We start from the raw sequence: 17,106 nt of genomic DNA on the forward strand, positions 1-17,106 counted from the left end.
TGATTATCAGTCGGCCCACTGCACCCAGCCGGTCCACGCGGTCACCAGAACGATGACGCCGAACACGATTCGGTAGTAGGCAAACGGCACAAAACTGTGACTGCTGATGTAGCGCAACAACCAGCGCACACACAGCCACGCGCTGAGGAAGGAGAACACCAGCCCCGTGGCAAACAGCGGAATGTCGGCCGCCGACAGCAGCGCGCGCTCTTTGTACAGGCTGTATACCCCGGCGCCAATCAACGTGGGGATGGCCAGGAAGAACGAAAAGTCCGTCGCCGCCTGGCGCGACAGGCCCAGCAGCATGCCTCCGATGATGGTCGCGCCGCTGCGGCTGGTGCCAGGAATCATGGCCAGGCACTGCACGAGGCCGACCTTGATGGCATCGAGCGGCGTCATCGCGTCCACGCTGTGGATGCGGGTGGCCGAGGGCGGCCGCCGCTCGGCCCACAGGATGATGAAGCCACCAATGATGAAGGTGCTGGCCACGACCACCGGTGTGAACAGGTGTGCCTTGATGGCCTTGCCAAACAGCAGCCCCAGCACCACGGCAGGCACGAAGGCGATGAACACGTTGAGCGCAAACCGCTGGGCCTGGCGCTCGGTGGGCAAAGCGACCAGCGTGGAGCGGATCTTGGCCCAATACACCAGGATCACCGCAAAAATGGCGCCTGTCTGGATGGCAATGTCAAACACCTTGGCCTTGGCATCGTCAAACCCCAGCAGCGACCCGGCCAGGATCAGGTGCCCGGTGGAAGAGATGGGCAAAAACTCCGTCAACCCCTCGACGACCCCCATGATGGCGGCCTTGACCAGCAATACAACGTCCACGCGCACTCCTTGCAAATAGGTGCGGGATTATCCGCCGTGGGCTCCAGCCCCCTGGCAAAACGCCCGCCGCGTTGCTTCTGGCGGCCCAATCCGCCCACCACTCACTCCGCGTGGCGGCATTTCACGCCCGGTGGGCTGCATTTCGTCGCAGGGCTGTGGCGCCCCGGGAAGGGCATCGGCACAGTTCGTTCCATCGAACCCGCCAGGAGCCCCGCCATGCAAATCACCCCCGTCATCGCCATCCATCTTGCAGCCGCGCTGGCGGCCGTTGCCATCGGCCCCATTGCCCTGTGGGCCCGCCAAGGGGCCACGCAGCGCCCCCGCTTGCACCGCGCGGCCGGCTACGCCTGGGTCACGCTGATGGTTGCCACCGCCGTGTCAGCCCTCTTCATTACCGGCGGCCCCGGCCCGCGCTGGGGCAGCTTCGGTCTGATTCACCTGCTGATTCCCGTCACCCTGGGCATGCTGGCCATGGCCTTTGTGTTCCTCGCCCGCCGCAACATCGTCGGCCACCGCAAGATGATGCAACGCACCTACATCGGCGCCTGTGTGGTGGCTGGTGGCTTCACGCTGCTGCCCGACCGTTTTCTGGGCCACACGGTCTGGTCCGCACTCGGACTGATCTGACTCCACCCCTCCATTCATTGTTTACAACAGGACGACCACCATGCTGCTCAACCTCCTTGTCCAACAACCCCAGATGCTGGGTCGCATCATCGAAAACACGCCCTACTGGGTCTGGGCCCTGCTGGCCGGTCTGCTCTGGCTGGGCGGCAGCCAGCTGCTGGCCCGCAACGTGAGTCTGGTGCGGGCCATGGTCATGCCGGTGGCGATGACCGGCCTGTCGGTGTACGGCATCGCCTCGGCCTTTGGCGCTGCGGGCCAGGCCCTGCTGCCGGTGGGCGCCTGGCTGGCCGCCGCCGTGCTGATTGCCAGCGTGGCGCTGTGGCTGCAACCAGCGGCGCCCCAGGGCACGCTGTACGAAAGCAAGTCGCGCTGCTTCTACATTCCAGGCAGCGCCATGCCGCTGGCCCTGATCCTGGGCATCTTCCTCACCAAATACCTCGTGGGTGTGGAGCTGGCCCTGCAACCCGCCCTGGCACGCGACAGTGGCTTTGCACTGCAGATCGCTGCGCTGTATGGCGTGTTCAACGGTCTGTTTGCGGCCCGCGCGCTGCGGCTGTGGAAACTGGTGCAACGCAGCGCCCCCTTGGCCACATCACCCGCCACCGCCTGAGCCCCCCCGTAACGATCCCTCAGCACAGGAGCCTCCCATGCGCCACCACACCTTCACTTCCGATCCCCTCGAACGTCTGGCACGCCGCCGTGCCGGGGCCAAAATGGGCTGGTACATCCATGCCAGCGTGTACCTGCTCGTCAACCTGCTGCTGGTCGCACTGTCGGTGGGCAGCGGGGGGCACTGGGCGGTGTTCCCGGCCCTGGGCTGGGGCATCGGCCTGGCCATCCATGGCGTGGTGGTGTTCGTTCTTGCGGGTGGCAGCGACCTGCACGAGCGCATGGTGCAGGCGGAACGCGACCGACTGGCTGCTGCGCAAAACCCCCGCTGATCGGCTGATGATGACTCCTCCCAACAAAAACACGGCCATGACAAAAACCTGGATGGCCTGGTGCCTGGCCTTGCTGGCCGCAGCCGTCATCACAGCCAGCCCCGCCCATGCAGGCGTGGGTCTCGCAGAGTTGCCAGGGCAACAGGGGGACGGGCCCGTCACGGTGTTCTATCCGGCACAAGAGGCCGACCAGCCCGTGCAGCGCGGCCCTTTTGCGCTGCAGCAGGCCTGGGAGGGCACACCCGTGGCGGGCAACGGCCGTCTGGTGGTGGTGTCGCACGGCTCTGGCGGCAGCCCCTGGGTGCACACAGACCTGGCCCGTGCACTGGTGCAGGCCGGGTTTGTGGTGGCCCTGCCCGAGCATGCCGGCGACAACTACAAAGACCACTCCACCCCCGGCCCGGAGAGCTGGAAGCGCCGCCCCGCCGAGGTCTCCCGCGCAGTAGATGCCGTCGCACAGGATGCGCGCCTGGCGCCGCTGCTGGCGCTGGACAAGGTGGGCGTGTTCGGTGGTTCGGCCGGGGGCCACACCGCCCTGGTGTTTGCCGGGGGGCAATGGTCTCCCGCCCGCTTCAAGCAGCACTGCGAGGCCCATCTGGCGGAGGATTTTTCGTCCTGCGTCGGCTTCACCACCCGCCTGCACGGCAACTGGCTGGACGGCATCAAGAAGGCCGTGGCCATCACCATCATCCGCCACCGCTTTGGCGACGAGACGCTGTATGCACACACCGACCCGCGCGTGGCGGCCACGGTGGCCGTGGTGCCGTTTGCGGCCGACTTCGACATGGACAGCCTGGCCACCCCCCGCATCGCGCTGGGGCTCATCACCGCGGGCAAGGACGTCAACCAGATTCCACGCTTTCACAGCAGCGCCGTGCTGGCCGCGTGCCAGGACCGCTGCACCCACCTTGCCGACCTGCAGTACGGCAGCCACGGCATCATGCTGTCGCCCATGCCGCCCCTGGACCGCATGAACGACCTGACCCGTGCGCTGCTGGGCGACCCGCCCGGCTTTGACCGCAGCGTGCTGCCGCAGGTGGATGCAAGCACCGTGGCATTCTTTGCCAAGCACCTGCAGCCGCTCAAGCCGGTCTCACTCACGCCACGCCCATGACAGCACCCGTGCGGACGCGTTGCTGCGCCCATTGAGCCGCCTAGAATGCAAAGCTCCATGCCAATGACACCCGAAGACCTCGACCAACTCGCCCGCCGCCGCGCCAACGCCAAGCTGGGCTGGTACCTGCATGCGATGGCCTTCGTGCTGGTCAACGCCCTCATCTTTGCCATGTCGCGCTATGCGTTTGGCACACGCCCGTGGTCGGTGTACCCGCTGCTGGGCTGGGGGCTGGGGCTGGTGCTGCATGGGGTGTCGGTGTTTTTGCTGGGCTCTGGCAGCGGCCTGCGCGAGCGCATGGTGCAGCGCGAGCGCGAGGCCCTGCAGCGCCGCCAAGACCGGCCATGAAGCTGCGCCACGAGTTCAACGGGGTCAGCAAGCTGCGGCACTACCTGCAGGTGGTGGCCTTCACACTGGTCGTGGCCACCATCCAGTGCACGTTCATGCCCGACAAGCCCTATGGGCCGCCCGTGGTGTATTCGGTGCTGATCGGCACCTTCACCTGGGCCATCATCGACCTGGGGCGGGAGTTGATACCGTCCGCCGCCGAAACGGGCTGGCCACACGGCTGGCAGGGCATTGCGCTGGTCCTGGTGGGCATTGTCGTGGGTTACCTGGCGGGCACCTTGCTGGCCGACGCGCTGTGCGTGCACTACTTTCACTTCTACCCGCCGGGGGCGTTGATCTCCGGAGCAGACCAGCGCACGTCCATCCTCATCACGGCCATTGCGGGGCTGGTGGGCACGTTCTACTTCTACGCCGTCAACAAGTCGGCCTACCTGGAGAGCAAGATGGCCGAGGCGCGCATGCACGCCAGCGAATCGCGCCTGAAGCTGCTGGAGACCCAGCTGGAACCCCACATGCTGTTCAACACCCTGGCCAACCTGCGCGTGCTCATCGGCACCGACCCGGCCCGGGCGCAGCACATGCTGGACCGCATGATTGCCTACCTGCGCGCCACGCTCAGCGCATCGCGCAGCACCCAGCACCCGCTGGCGCTGGAGTTTGAGCGCCTGCGCGACTATCTGGAGCTGATGGCCGTGCGCATGGGCCCACGCATGGCCTACACACTGGACCTGCCCGACACGCTGCGCGACGTGCCCGTGCCACCGCTGCTGCTGCAGCCGCTGGTGGAAAACGCCATCCGCCACGGGCTGGAGCCCCAGGTGGAAGGCGGCCACATCACCGTGCGTGCAAGCACCCAGGCAAGCCCCCAAGGCCTGTTGCTGGTCATCGAGGTGCAAGACACCGGGGCGGGCCTGCCCGCCACCCTGCCCGTCCCAGGCCCCGGCCAGAGCTTTGGCCTGGCCCAGGTGCGCGAGCGGCTGGCCACGCTGCACGGTGCTGCAGGCGCTCTTGAATTGATAGCAATAGAACCAAATGGTACTAGCGCTACCGTCACATTTCCCTTGAAATCTGCCGCCACGACATGACAGAGCGAGCCCCGCGTGCCCTGATTGCCGAAGACGAACCGCTGCTGGCCGCTGCCCTGCAGCAAGACCTGGCACGCGCATGGCCAGAGCTGCAAGTGGTGGCCCTGGTGGGCGACGGCCACTCGGCGGTGCGGCAGGCGCTGGATTTGCGGCCCGACGTGCTGTTCTTCGACATCCGTATGCCCGGCCAGAGCGGCATCGAGGCTGCCGCCGAACTGGCCGACGCCTGGCCGGATGACCTGCCCTTTCCGGCGCTGGTGTTTGCCACGGCCTACGACCAGTACGCCGTGCAGGCGTTTGAAGCGCAGGCGGTGGACTACCTGCTCAAACCCATCCAGGCCGACCGGCTGGCGCGCACCGTGGCCAAGGTGCAGGGCCTGCTGGCCCAGCGTGTCTCAGCCGTTGCAGCAACCGGTGCACCACCCGCTGCACCTTCGGCGGCGTTGCCCTCACCCGAACTCGAAGCCACCATGGCCCAGCTGCGCGCGCTGCTGGGCGCGCCCGGCGTGGGCACTGCACCCGCCGCCGCGCCTGCCACCGCCGCAACGCGGCTGAACGTGATCCAGGCCAGCCACGGCACGCAGATCCACATGGTGCCGGTGGCGGACGTTGTGTACTTTGAGGCGGCCGACAAGTACGTGCGCGTGCTCACGGCCGAGCGTGAATACCTGATCCGCACCGCGCTCAAGGAGCTGATCGAGCAGCTCGACCCGCAGGAGTTCTGGCAGGTGCACCGCAGCACCCTGGTGCGCGCCACGGCCATTGCCACCGTCACGCGCGACGAGGCGGGCAAGCAGCACATCAGCCTGCGCGGGCGGCCCGAGCGGCTGCCGGTGAGCCGCCTCTACGCGCACCTGTTCAAGGCCATGTAGGGGCCTGACGCGGGCTTCAAGCGGGTGGCAGCGCCTCCCAGCGCCCAGCCACATTCTTCAGCAGCGCATTCACCGCCGTCAGGCGGCGGCTTTTCACGTCGATCAGGCTGCGCTGCGATGACAGCACGGTGGTCTGGGCCGCCAGCACATTCAGGTAGCCCACGGTGCCCGCACGGTACTGGTTCTCCACCACGTCCAGCGCACGCTGGGCGGCAGCGGTGGCCTCGCGCTGCAGTTGCTCCTCCTGCGCCAGCGCGGCAGCGGCCGTGAGGTTGTCCTCCACCTCCTGCAGCGCGGTCAACACCGTCTGGCGGTAGGCGGCCGTGACCTGCGCGTGGTTGGCACGGGCCGTCTCTACGGCAGCACTGCGCGCACCTCCATCAAAAATCGACGCCGCCAGCGCCGGCCCCAGCGACCAGAACAGGTTGGGCGCGCTGAACAGGTCGGCCAGGGGCGATCCCCGGAAGCCCCCCGCTGCCGACAGCGTGAGCGTGGGGAAATACGCAGCGCGCGCCACGCCGATCTGCGCATTGGCCGCCGCCACGCGGCGTTCTGCAGCAGCGATGTCCGGACGGCGCTGCAGCAGGTCGGACGGCAGGGCCTGGGGCACATCGGCCGGTGCGGGCAGCGCGGCGGTGGGCTCCAGCGCAAAGGCGGCAGGCGCCTGCCCCAGCAGCGCCGCCAGCGCGTGCTCCAGCTGGCTGCGCGTGGTTTGGGCCTCCAGCAGCTGCACCTGGGTGGACTTGTACTGCGCCTCGGCCTGCGCCACATCGGCGCTGGACGCCACACCGGCCGCCTGGCGGTTGCGCGTCAGCTCCCAGCTGCGGTCGTAGGCCTTGAGCGTCTCGCCCAGCAGCGCAGCCTGGGCCTCGGCCGCGCGCAGCGAAAAATATGTCTGCGCCACGGCAGCCTGCAGCGACAGGCGCGCAGCGGCCAGGTCGTCGGCGCTGGCCTGGCCGCTGGCCTGCGCCGCACTCACCCCGGCAGAGATGCGGCCCCACAGGTCCAGCTCCCAGCTGGCAGACAGGCCCAGCGAATGGCTGGTGCTGATGCGCGCGGTGCTGCTGCCATCCGCCTGGTTGCCCAGCTGCGTGCCGCTGCGCGCGCGGCTGCTGCTGGCATTGGCCCCCACGGTGGGCAAGGCCGCAGCGCCACTGCTGGTCACAGCCGCCTGGGCCGCACGCAGGCGGGCAGCGCTCTGCGCCAGGGTGGGGCTGTTGGCCTCGGCCTGCTGCTGCAGGCGGTCCAGCACGGCGTCGCCGTACACGGTCCACCAAGTCTCGGGCAAGGCGGTGGAGGCCTGTGGCTGCGCGGGCTTCCAGATGCCCTGGGCCTGGGCGGCGGCCTGCTCTTTGTAAGCGGCAGGAATGTCCATGGTGGGCCGCTCGTACGGCGGCGTCTGCGCGCAGCCCGCCAGCCACAGGCCGCTGGCCACGAGCGCAGGCCAGGCGACCCGACGTGAAAAAGTGAAAGAGGTCATCCGTCGTTTCCTTGCAATACCACCGGGGCCGCAGGCGCGGCGCCCGCTGGCTTGCGGCGCCGCCCCACCGCGCGCAGCACGCGCGCACGTAGCCGGTCGAGCGCCACGTAGACCACCGGCGTGGTGTAGAGCGTGAGCCACTGGCTTACCAGCAGGCCGCCCACAATCGCAATGCCCAGCGGCTGGCGCAGCTCGGCACCATCGCCCCGCCCCAGGGCCAGTGGCAGGGCCCCAAAGATGGCGGCCACGGTGGTCATCAAAATGGGGCGCAGCCGCAGGTTGCATGCGCGGTAGATGGCCTGCGCTGCGGTGACGGGCGCCCGCCCATACTCGCCCTGCTGGCGTTGCCGCGTGAGGGCAAAGTCGATCATCATGATCGCGTTCTTCTTCACGATGCCGATCAGCAGGATCACGCCAATGAGTGCGATGAGTGAGAACTCGGTCTTGAACAGCATGAGCGCCAGCAACGCGCCCACCCCCGCAGACGGCAGCGTGGACAGGATGGTGATGGGGTGCACCAAGCTCTCGTACAACATGCCCAGCACCAGGTAGATGGTGATGATGGCTGCCAGGATCAGCAGCGGCTGGCCCGCCAGCGCGTCCTGGAACGCCCCTGCCGTGCCGCTGAACGAGCCGCGCACCGACACCGGCACGCCCAGCTCGGCCACCGCATTGTTCACCGCCTCGGTGGCCTGCGACAGCGATACCCCCGGCGCCAGGCTGAAGCTGATGCTGCTGGCGGGTGTGCCCCGGTCGTGGTTGACCGACAGCGGTGTGTTGGTGGTGGTGATGCGCGCAAACGCCGTGAGCGGAATCTGCTGCCCCTGGCTGTTGACGAAAAAGAAGCCGCGCAGCGTCTCGGGGTTCTGCAGGTAGCGCGGCGCGGCCTCCATGACCACGCGGTACTGGTTGAGCGGGTTGTAGATCACGCCCACCTGGCGCTGGCCGAAGGCGTTGTTGAGTGTGGCGTCGATCTGCGCCATGGTCAGGCCCATCCGGGTCACGGCATCGCGGTCGATGACCAGCGAGGTCTGCAGGCCAAAGTCCTGCACGTCGCTGTTCACGTCCTCCAGCTCGGGCAGCTGGCTCAGCACCTGGCGGATGCGTGGCTCCCAGGTGCGCAGGTCGCCAATGTCGTCGGCCTGCAGGGTGTAGTCGAACGAGGCACCGCTCTGCCGCCCGCCAATGCGGATGTCGCGCTGCGGCACCATGAAAAGGCGCGCGCCCGGCTCGTTCTTGAGTTGCTCGCGCAGCCGCGTTATCACGGCCTCCGAACTCTCCTGCCCGGGCCCGCGCTTGAGGGTCATGAACATCTGCGCCGCATTGCGCTGCCAGCCCCCCGTGAAGCCGGTCACATGCTCCACGGCCGGGTCGGCCTGCACGATGGACAGGAAACGCTGAAGCCGCTGCTCCATGGCCTGGTAGGACGTGGCCTGGTCGGCCCGAATGAAGCCCGAGATGCGCCCGGTGTCCTGCTCGGGCATGAAGCCCTTGTCGATGGCGGTGTAGAGGTACACGTTGAGCCCCACCACACACACCAGTGCCAGCAGGGCCACGGGCTGGTGGCGCAGGCACCAGGCCAGGCTGCGGCGGTACAGGCGCATGCCCCGCACCTGCATACGATCCACCCAGCGACCGATCCGATGGCTGAAGGCCGCAGCCCAGCCCCTGCGCCGCGCCGTTGCCGGACTGTGGGGCTTGAGCAGCGCGGCGCACATCATGGGCGTGGTGGTGAGCGACACCACCATCGACACCAGGATGGCCGAGGACATGACGATGGCGAACTCGCGGAAAAACCGCCCCACGATGCCGCCCATGAACAGGATGGGCACGAACACCGCAATCAGCGAGATGCTCATCGACACCACGGTGAAGCCAATCTCGCGCGCACCGTCGAGCGACGCCCGCAGCGCGGTCTTGCCCCGCTCCATGTGGCGCATGATGTTCTCCAGCACCACGATGGCGTCGTCCACCACAAAGCCCGTGGCCACCGTGAGCGCCATGAGCGAGAGGTTGTCGAGCGTGTAGCCTGCCAGGTACATCACACCAAACGTGCCTGCCAGCGACACCGGCACCGCCACGCTGGGGATGAGCGTGGCACGCCCGTTGCGCAAGAACAGGAACACCACCAGCACCACCAGCGCCACGGCGATCAGCAGCGCGCGCTCCACCTCCTTGACCGAAGCCCGCAGCGTGGGTGTGCGGTCGGACACCACCTCGATGTCGATGGCCGCCGGGATGGACGCCTGCAGCGCAGGCAGCAGCGAGCGCACGCGCTCCACGGCTTCGAGGATGTTGGCGCCGGGCTGCTTGTACACCTGCAGCAGCACCGCCGGCTTGCCATTGGCCACGCCGAAGTTGCGCACGTCCTGCACCGAGTCCACCACGTCGGCCACGTCCTGCAGGCGCACGGCCTGCCCGTTCTTCCAGCGCAGCACCAGGGGCGCGTAGTCGGCCGCCACACGGGCCTGGTCGTTGGTGGCCACCTGCCAGTAGTGGTCTTCCCGCTCCACCGCGCCCAGCGGGCGGTTGGCGTTGGTGCTGACGATGGCGCTGCGCACCTGCTCCAGCGAGATGCCATTGGACGCGAGCCGCACCGGGTCCAGCTCCACACGCACAGCAGGCAACGCGCCGCCGCTCACCGTGGCCTGGCCCACGCCCTCGACCTGCGAAAGCTTTTGCGCCAGCACGGTGGAGGCCGCGTCGTACATCTGCCCGCGTGTGAGCAGGTCCGACGTGAGCGCCAGGATCATGATGGGCGAGTCGGCCGGGTTGACCTTGCGGTAGGTCGGATTGCTGGGCATGCCCGTGGGCAGCAGCGTGCGCGCGGCGTTGATGGCGGCCTGCACATCGCGCGCTGCGCTGTCCACGTTGCGGTCCAGGTCGAACTGCAGCGTGATGGAAGTGCTGCCCAGGATAGAGCGCGAAGTGATCTCGGTCACGCCCGCAATGGCGCCCAGCGACCGCTCCAGCGGCGTAGCGACGGTGGCGGCCATGGTGTCGGGGCTGGCCCCGGGAAGGCTGGCGCTGACCGAGATGGTGGGGTAGTCCACCTGCGGCAGCGGCGCCACGGGCAACAGGAAGAACGACACCGCACCCGCCAGGGCCAGGCCCAGGGTGAGGAGCATGGTGCCGATGGGGCGGTGGATGAAGGGGGTGGAGAGGCTCATGGGTGGGCTCTCCGGGCGGTTTTTGGGTGTTTTTGGCTGGATGCGCTAGTGGGATATGCGCTCGCTGCTATTGTTTTTGTAGTTTCTGGCTGCGTGCGCTGATTGGGCAGCATGCCTTGGTCGAGGGCGGAGGCCGGGAGTCGCCCGGCAGGCGAGGCACTTTTCTTTGCTTCGCCAAAGAAAAGTACCCAAAAGAAAGGCGACCCCACTGTCTGCGTCCCCTGCGCTTCGCTCCGGGGCAACCTGCGGTGCTCGGGTTTGGCGGGGTCTCGCTCGAACTCGCTTCGCTCAGACAATCGCGAGCCCTGATCCGCCAAACCCTGCGCTCCTCTGCGCATCCAGAGGGGCAAAGGGGGCAGAACATCCACACGGGCCTTTGCTTCGCTCGGCCCCAACTCGCCGGCGCAGGCGCCGCGCGCTGCGCAGGCCGGGCCGAGCGCAGCGATGGCCCGAATGGATGTTCGGCTGTCCCCCCCCTGCTGGCTGCGCCTGCGGCGGGGCGGTTGCGGGGTAAGCATGGGCGTCGAAGCGCCCATGCCTCGTGAACTGACTCGCCGTGGATGTCTGAACGAAGCTGCAACGCAGCGCAGTGAGTTCCACGGCGCACCCCGCAACCGCCCCGACGCGGGTTTGCCCCTTCGCCCAGCGAAGGGGTCGCAGACTGGGGGTCGCCTTTTCTTTGGTGACTTTCTTTTGGCGAAGCAAAAGAAAGTTACTCGCACGCCGGGCGACTCCCGGCCTCCGCCCTGAACCCAAGCACGCTTGTCAAACCAGCGCGCCAAACCTTCAACAGGCTCAGCCCGAACGGCCAGCGACCAAGCGACGTTCACGAACGCCATCACGCCACCTCACCCTGCCGCCCACGCCACCGCTGCGCCCACCCCTCAAACGTGAGGTAAATCACCGGGGTCGTAAACAGCGTGAGCAACTGACTCAGGATCAGCCCGCCCACCATCGTCACCCCCAGCGGATGCCGCAACTCGCTGCCCACCCCTGTCCCCAGCATCATCGGCAAGGCACCCAGCAAGGCCGCCAACGTTGTCATCAAGATGGGCCGGAACCGCAACAGACACGCCTGGTAGATCGCATCGCGCGCACTCAGGCCTTCATCCCGCTGCGCCTCTAGCGCAAAGTCGATCATCATGATCGCGTTCTTCTTCACGATGCCGATCAGCAGCACGATGCCGATGATGGCAATGATGTCCAGGTCCAGCCGCGCTGCCATCAACGCCAGCAACGCCCCTACCCCGGCCGAGGGCAGCGTGGACAGGATCGTGACCGGGTGCACCGTGCTCTCATACAGCACGCCCAGCACGATGTACATGGTGACCACCGCCGCCAGGATCAGCAGCAGCGTGTTCGACAGCGACGCCTGGAACGCCAGCGCCGCCCCCTGAAAGCTCGTCTCCACCGACAGCGGCAACTGCCCCTCGGCCTGCACGGCGGCCTTCTCGCGCTCGATGGCCGCCACTGCGTTGCCCAGCGACACCCCCGGCGCGGTGTTGAACGAAATGGTGGCGGCGGGCAACTGGCCCACGTGGTTGACCACCAGCGGCATGTTGCGCTCCTCGATGCGCGCCACCGATGACAGTGGCACCGGCGCACCAGTGCTCGACGGCACATAGATGCTCTGCAACGCCTCGGGCCCCACTTTGAACTGTGGCGCCACCTCCAGCACCACGCGGTACTGGTTGGACTGCGTGAAGATGGTCGAAATCAGCCGCTGGCCAAAGGCGTTGTACAGCGCGGCATCGATGCCCGCCACCGTCACCCCCAGGCGGCTGGCCTGGGCGCGGTCGATCTGCACATAGGCCTGGCGGCCCTGGTCCTGCAGGTCGCTGGCCACATCCGTCAGCTCGGGCAAGGCGCGCAGGCGGCGCAGCAGCTCGGTGGTGCTGGTGGTCAGCTGCTGCATGTCGGGCGATGACAGCAGCCACTGGTACTGCGTGCGCGCCACCCGGTCTTCAATGGTCAGGTCCTGCACGGGTTGGATGAACAGGCGGATGCCCGGCAGGTTCTGCACGCGCTCGGCCAGGCGCTGCTGCACCACACCGGCCTTGTCGCGCTGTGCATGCGGCTGCAGGTCGATCAGCAGGCGGCCGGTGTTGAGCGTGGTGTTGGCGCCATCGACGCCAATGAACGACGAGACGCTGCGCACGGCGGGGTCTTGCAGCAGACGTTCGGCCACGGCCTGCTGGCGCTCGGCCATGCCGGCAAACGAGATCGACTGGTCCGCCTCGGTAGTGGCCTGCAGCGTGCCAGTGTCCTGCACTGGAAAGAAGCCCTTGGGGATGAACAGATACAGCACCACGGTGAGCGCCAGCGTGGCCGCAAACACCAGCCAGGTGGTGCCCCGGTGGTTCAGCACCCAGCCCAGCATGCGGCCATAGCCTGCGATGGTGCGATCAAAAAAATGTCCCGTGGCGCGGTACAGGCGGCCATGGCTCTCCTCGGGCGTGTGGCGCAGCAGGCGCGCGCACAGCATCGGCGTGAGCGTGAGCGACACCACGGCCGAGATCAGGATGGACACGGCCAGCGTGATCGCGAACTCGTGGAACAGCCGGCCCACCACATCGCCCATGAACAGCAGCGGGATCAACACGGCGATCAGCGAGATGGTGAGCGAGATGATGGTGAAGCCGATCTGCTGCGAGCCCTTGAGCGCAGCCGCGAGGGGTGCCTCGCCCTCTTCCACATAGCGGGCAATGTTCTCGATCATCACGATGGCATCGTCCACCACAAAGCCGGTGGAGATGGTCAGCGCCATCAGCGTGAGGTTGTTGATGGAGAACCCCGCGAGGTACATCACCCCACAGGTGCCGATGAGCGACAGCGGCACGGCCACGCTCGGGATCAGCGTGGCCGAGGGGCTGCGCAGGAAGACAAAGATCACCGCCACCACCAGCAGCACGGCCAGGCCCAGCTCCACCTGCATGTCGCGCACCGAGGCGCGCACCGTCACCGTGCGGTCGGTCAGCACCTGCACATCCAGCGACGCGGGCAAGGTGCTTTGCAGCTGCGGCAGCAGGGCCTTGATGCGGTCCACCGTGTCGATCACGTTGGCGCCGGGCTGGCGGCGGATGTTGAGGATCACGCCGGGTTTGGCCCCGGTGTCTGCCGTGCCCGCCCAGGCGGCGAGGCGGGTGTTCTCGGCATCGTCCACCGTTTCGGCGACGTCCTTCAGGCGCACGGGGGCGCCATTCTTGAAGGCAATGATGAGGTCGCGGTATTCGGCCGCCGACTGCAGCTGGTCGTTGGCATCGATGGTGGAGGCACGGGCCGGGCCGTCGAAGCCTCCCTTGGCCTGCTTGACGTTGGCGGCTGCGATGGAGGTGCGCACGTCCTCCAGCGTGAAGCCCAGCTGCGCCAATGCCGTGGGGTTGGCCTGGATGCGCACGGCTGGGCGGCGGCCGCCCGCAATCGCCACCAGGCCCACGCCCTGCACCTGCGAGAGTTTGGGTGCCAGGCGGTTTTCCACCAGGTCGTTCACGCGGATCACGGGCAGCGAGGGCGAGGTGATGGCCAGGGTCAGGATGGGCGCATCGGCGGGGTTGACCTTGCTGTACAGCGGCGGCATGGGCAGGTCGCTGGGCAGCAGGTTGCTGCCCGCGTTGATGGCCGCCTGCACCTGCTGCTCGGCCACGTCCAGCGCCATGTCGAGCGCAAAACGCAGCGTAATCACCGAAGCCCCGCCCGAGCTGGTGGACGACATTTGCGACAGCCCCGGCATCTGGCCGAACTGCCGCTCCAGCGGGGCCGTGACGTTGGAGGTCATCACGTCCGGGCTCGCGCCCGGGTACAGCGTGGTGACCTGGATGGTGGGGTAGTCCACCTCGGGCAGGGCCGAGGTGGGCAGCAGCCGGTAGGCCATCAGCCCCGCGATCAGGATCGCCACCATCAGCAGCGCGGTGGCAATGGGGCGCAGGATGAAAAGGCGCGACAGGTTCATGGCGGCGGGTGCGCTGGCAAGACAGGCAGGGGAGAAACCGGGGTGCCGCTGCGCTCAGCGCGCCGGGCTGGCTGCGCCACCCTGGGACGGCGGCTGCTGTTGCAGCCGCTCGCGGATGTAGGCACGGCGCTCCTCCTGCGGCATTGCCATCACGCGGGCGCGCTCGTCGGCGGGCATCTGGTCCAGCAGTGCCTTCACCTGCGGAGGGATGCCCCGCGGGGGTTCAGAGCTACGGTCTGCAGGCGCTGCGGGGGCGGCGGGCGGTGCAGCGCCTGGGGATGCTTGCGGTGCAGCTGCTCTGGGTGGTGCTTCGCTGCGCTGCTGTTGTGGCGCAGCAGAGGCCTGCGGGGCAGACGCCGGGGCAGCGGCGGGAGCACCCACACCCGACGCCGAAGAGGCTGCAGCAGACGCCGCCGACGCTGGAGCCGCTGCGCCGCTCGCGCCCATCTGCGCTCGCCGCTCGCGCAAGAAGGCGCGACGCTCTTCGGGGCTCATCTTCTGCAGCTTTTCACGTACATCGGCGGGCAGGGATGCCATGAAGGCGCGGCGCTGCGCGGCCTGGTCCTGGGCTGCCTGGTCGGCACGGGTGACGGCACCGGCATCGATGACGGCGACCTTGGCGCCTTCGCGCAGGCGGTCGATGCCGTCCGTGACCACCTGCTCGCCCTCGCGCAGCTCGCCTTCGACGCTCACACGGTCGCCATCGGTGACGCCCACGCGGATGCGGCGCTGGGTCACGGTACTGTCTTCCTGCACCAAGTAGACATAGCTGTTCTGCACGGCCGTGGCCGGTACGGTCAGCACGCCCTGGAGCAGGTTGACCTGCAGGCGCACGTTGACGAACTGGTTGGGGTACAGGGCGCCGTCTTCATTCGCAAAAGCGGCCTTCACCTTGATGGTGCCGGTGGCGCTGTCGATGGCGTTGTCCAGCGCCACCACGCGGCCCTTGGCCAGCTGGCGGCGGCTGTCGCGGTCCCACAGCTCCACGCTCAGCTCTTCGCCTGCGGCCATGCGGCGACGCATCTGGGGCAGGTGCGCCTCGGGCACGGAGAACGCTGCGTCGATGGGCCGCACCTGGTTGATGGTGACGATGCCGTTCGCGTCGCTCGGCCCCACCACGTTGCCCCGGTCGGCCTGGCGCAAGCCCAGGCGGCCGGCAAATGGTGCGGTGACCTGGGTGTAGCTCAGTTGCAGGCGCGCGGCATCCACCTGCGCCTGGTCCGAGGCCACGGTGCCTTCCAGCTGCCGCACCAGTGCGGCCTGGGTGTCTACCTGCTGGCTGGCGATGGAGTCGCGTGCCAGCAGGTCTTGATAACGCTTGAGGTCGAGCTGCGCATTCTTGAGCAGCGCCTGGTCACGCTGCAGCGTGCCCTGTGCCTGCGACAGCGCAGCCTGGTAGCTGCGCGCATCGATCTCGGCCAGCACCTGGCCTGCACGCACCTCGTCACCTTCCTTGAAGCGCACCGACGTCAGCTCGCCGCCGACCTTGGCGCGCACCACGGCGGTGGCGCGGGCGCTCATGGTGCCGATGGCGCTCACCACCACCCGCACATCGCCCCGCTGTACGGTGCCTACCGACACGGGCTGTACGTTGCCGCCACCAAAGCGCCCGGGCCCACTGCCGGGCTTGCGCGCCGCGTTAGGCCCCGTGGCGGCACCACCAGCGCTGGCAGCGGCCGCTGCATCCTGGCGCTGTTTCCACCACCAGGCACCAGCTCCCACCGCAGCCAGCGCCACGGAGGCCAGTAACAACGCGGAGATCCAGCGCAGCTTGCCGGACTGCAATCTTGCGGGCCTCTGTGGACGGGTCAACGAACGGTTCAGGGGCATGGTGGGGCGCAACGAGGAATGAGCGAACGGGTATGGTAGCCAGCGCACCCCCCGGGGCTGCCGCCCGGCGGGTCCCCTTTACCGGGGATTTACGCGCGCTTTGGGCGGGGTTTACCGATGCATCGGCTCAGCCCCTTCAGGGGGCATTAATCAGCGGTTGGTGGCCAGCAGAAGGCCGCCAGCACCCATGAAGAAACCGCCGGTGGCCTTGTTCAGGCGGGCCACACCGCGCGAGGTGCGGATGAAGCGGCGGATCTGGCGCCCGAAGCTGGCGTACACGGCCGTCGAGACGAATTCGCTGCCCAGATAGATGGAGCCCAGCACCAGAAACTGGCGCGCTGCAGGCTGCGCGGGGTCGATGAACTGCGGAAAGATCGCCGCGAACAGGATGATCGCCTTGGGGTTGGTGATGCCCAGCAAAAACTCCTGCGCAATGAGAGCACGCAGATGGAACTGGACCGGTTGACCCGATGCCTGGCCACTGCCAGGTGCATCCTCCAGCGCCAGGCCGCTGAACTCGCGGCTGTGCCAGGCCTTCCAGCCCAGCCAGAACAGGTAGGCAGCACCCACCCACTTCACAGCCGTGAACGCCGCTTCGGACGCCAGCAGCATCGCCCCCAGCCCCACCGCAGACACCGTCAGAAAGATCGCGAACGCCGCTGCCCGGCCCACCGTGGCGATCATCGCGGGGCCCACGCCTGCGCGGATGCCGTTGTTGAGGCCACAGAAGTTGTTGGGCCCCGGGGTGAGCGAGATGGCGATGGCAACCGGAACAAATAGCAGCGCATCCATGGGACAGTCCTTGCAGGGTGAGGCGTGTGGGAGGGGGAACGGTCAGCACTGCAGTCTACGGCAGACC

General features: G+C 67.8%; 13 protein-coding genes. 7 read left to right on the forward strand and 6 right to left on the reverse strand.

Going from position 1 to position 17,106, the window contains the following annotated elements; translation table 11 throughout:
- Window positions 1-6: 6 nt before the first annotated feature.
- The gene (locus tag CLU87_RS14295) at window positions 7-831 is read right to left on the reverse strand and encodes an undecaprenyl-diphosphate phosphatase (protein WP_056067100.1); all 825 of its coding nucleotides are present in this window, start codon (window positions 829-831) and stop codon (window positions 7-9) included.
- Window positions 832-1,047: 216 nt separating this feature from the next.
- On the opposite strand from CLU87_RS14295, the gene CLU87_RS14300 reads away from it, so the two are divergent.
- Genes CLU87_RS14300 through CLU87_RS14330 form a run of 7 tightly spaced genes read left to right on the forward strand, consistent with a single transcriptional unit; the run spans window position 1,048 to window position 5,818 of the window.
- Window positions 1,048-1,458, forward strand: coding sequence for a DUF2306 domain-containing protein (locus tag CLU87_RS14300; RefSeq protein ID WP_056067036.1), 411 nt, complete (start codon window positions 1,048-1,050; stop codon window positions 1,456-1,458).
- 40 nt (window positions 1,459-1,498) lie between these two features.
- Complete coding sequence (locus CLU87_RS14305) at window positions 1,499-2,068, forward strand: DUF6622 family protein (RefSeq protein ID WP_099730870.1); 570 nt, start codon at window positions 1,499-1,501, stop codon at window positions 2,066-2,068.
- A gap of 37 nt (window positions 2,069-2,105) precedes the next feature.
- Window positions 2,106-2,399: a 2TM domain-containing protein gene (locus tag CLU87_RS14310; protein WP_099730871.1), complete on the forward strand. Its 294-nt coding sequence runs from the start codon at window positions 2,106-2,108 to the stop codon at window positions 2,397-2,399.
- Between the two features lie 37 nt (window positions 2,400-2,436).
- Window positions 2,437-3,513 carry an alpha/beta hydrolase family protein gene (locus CLU87_RS14315; RefSeq protein ID WP_369804320.1) on the forward strand — a complete coding sequence of 359 codons (1,077 nt, stop codon included), beginning with the start codon at window positions 2,437-2,439 and terminating at the stop codon, window positions 3,511-3,513.
- Between the two features lie 57 nt (window positions 3,514-3,570).
- Window positions 3,571-3,861, forward strand: coding sequence for a 2TM domain-containing protein (locus CLU87_RS14320; protein WP_056748347.1), 291 nt, complete (start codon window positions 3,571-3,573; stop codon window positions 3,859-3,861).
- Window positions 3,858-4,946 carry a sensor histidine kinase gene (locus CLU87_RS14325; RefSeq protein WP_056748135.1) on the forward strand — a complete coding sequence of 363 codons (1,089 nt, stop codon included), beginning with the start codon at window positions 3,858-3,860 and terminating at the stop codon, window positions 4,944-4,946. The genes CLU87_RS14320 and CLU87_RS14325 overlap by 4 nt, the downstream gene beginning before the upstream one ends.
- Complete coding sequence (locus tag CLU87_RS14330; RefSeq protein WP_099730873.1) at window positions 4,943-5,818, forward strand: LytTR family DNA-binding domain-containing protein; 876 nt, start codon at window positions 4,943-4,945, stop codon at window positions 5,816-5,818. The genes CLU87_RS14325 and CLU87_RS14330 overlap by 4 nt, the downstream gene beginning before the upstream one ends.
- A 16-nt stretch (window positions 5,819-5,834) precedes the next feature.
- Here the strand turns inward: CLU87_RS14330 and CLU87_RS14335 are convergent, their stop codons facing one another.
- The 5 genes from CLU87_RS14335 to CLU87_RS14360 all read right to left on the reverse strand — a co-directional run bounded on the left by CLU87_RS14335 (window position 5,835) and on the right by CLU87_RS14360 (window position 17,039).
- Window positions 5,835-7,298 carry an efflux transporter outer membrane subunit gene (locus CLU87_RS14335; RefSeq protein ID WP_099730874.1) on the reverse strand — a complete coding sequence of 488 codons (1,464 nt, stop codon included), beginning with the start codon at window positions 7,296-7,298 and terminating at the stop codon, window positions 5,835-5,837.
- On the reverse strand, window positions 7,295-10,468 hold the full coding sequence (locus tag CLU87_RS14340) for an efflux RND transporter permease subunit (RefSeq protein WP_099730875.1): 3,174 nt from the start codon (window positions 10,466-10,468) through the stop codon (window positions 7,295-7,297). The genes CLU87_RS14335 and CLU87_RS14340 overlap by 4 nt, the downstream gene beginning before the upstream one ends.
- 838 nt (window positions 10,469-11,306) lie before the next feature.
- Window positions 11,307-14,417 (reverse strand): MdtB/MuxB family multidrug efflux RND transporter permease subunit, encoded by a 3,111-nt coding sequence (locus tag CLU87_RS14350; RefSeq protein ID WP_099730877.1) that lies wholly within the window; start codon window positions 14,415-14,417, stop codon window positions 11,307-11,309.
- Between the two features lie 54 nt (window positions 14,418-14,471).
- The gene (locus CLU87_RS14355) at window positions 14,472-16,247 is read right to left on the reverse strand and encodes an efflux RND transporter periplasmic adaptor subunit (RefSeq protein WP_099730878.1); all 1,776 of its coding nucleotides are present in this window, start codon (window positions 16,245-16,247) and stop codon (window positions 14,472-14,474) included.
- Window positions 16,248-16,397: 150 nt separating this feature from the next.
- On the reverse strand, window positions 16,398-17,039 hold the full coding sequence (locus CLU87_RS14360) for a LysE family translocator (RefSeq protein WP_099730879.1): 642 nt from the start codon (window positions 17,037-17,039) through the stop codon (window positions 16,398-16,400).
- Window positions 17,040-17,106: the final 67 nt, after the last annotated feature.

It is taken from the genome of Acidovorax sp. 59, assembly GCF_002754175.1.
Lineage (GTDB): Bacteria > Pseudomonadota > Gammaproteobacteria > Burkholderiales > Burkholderiaceae_C > Acidovorax > Acidovorax delafieldii.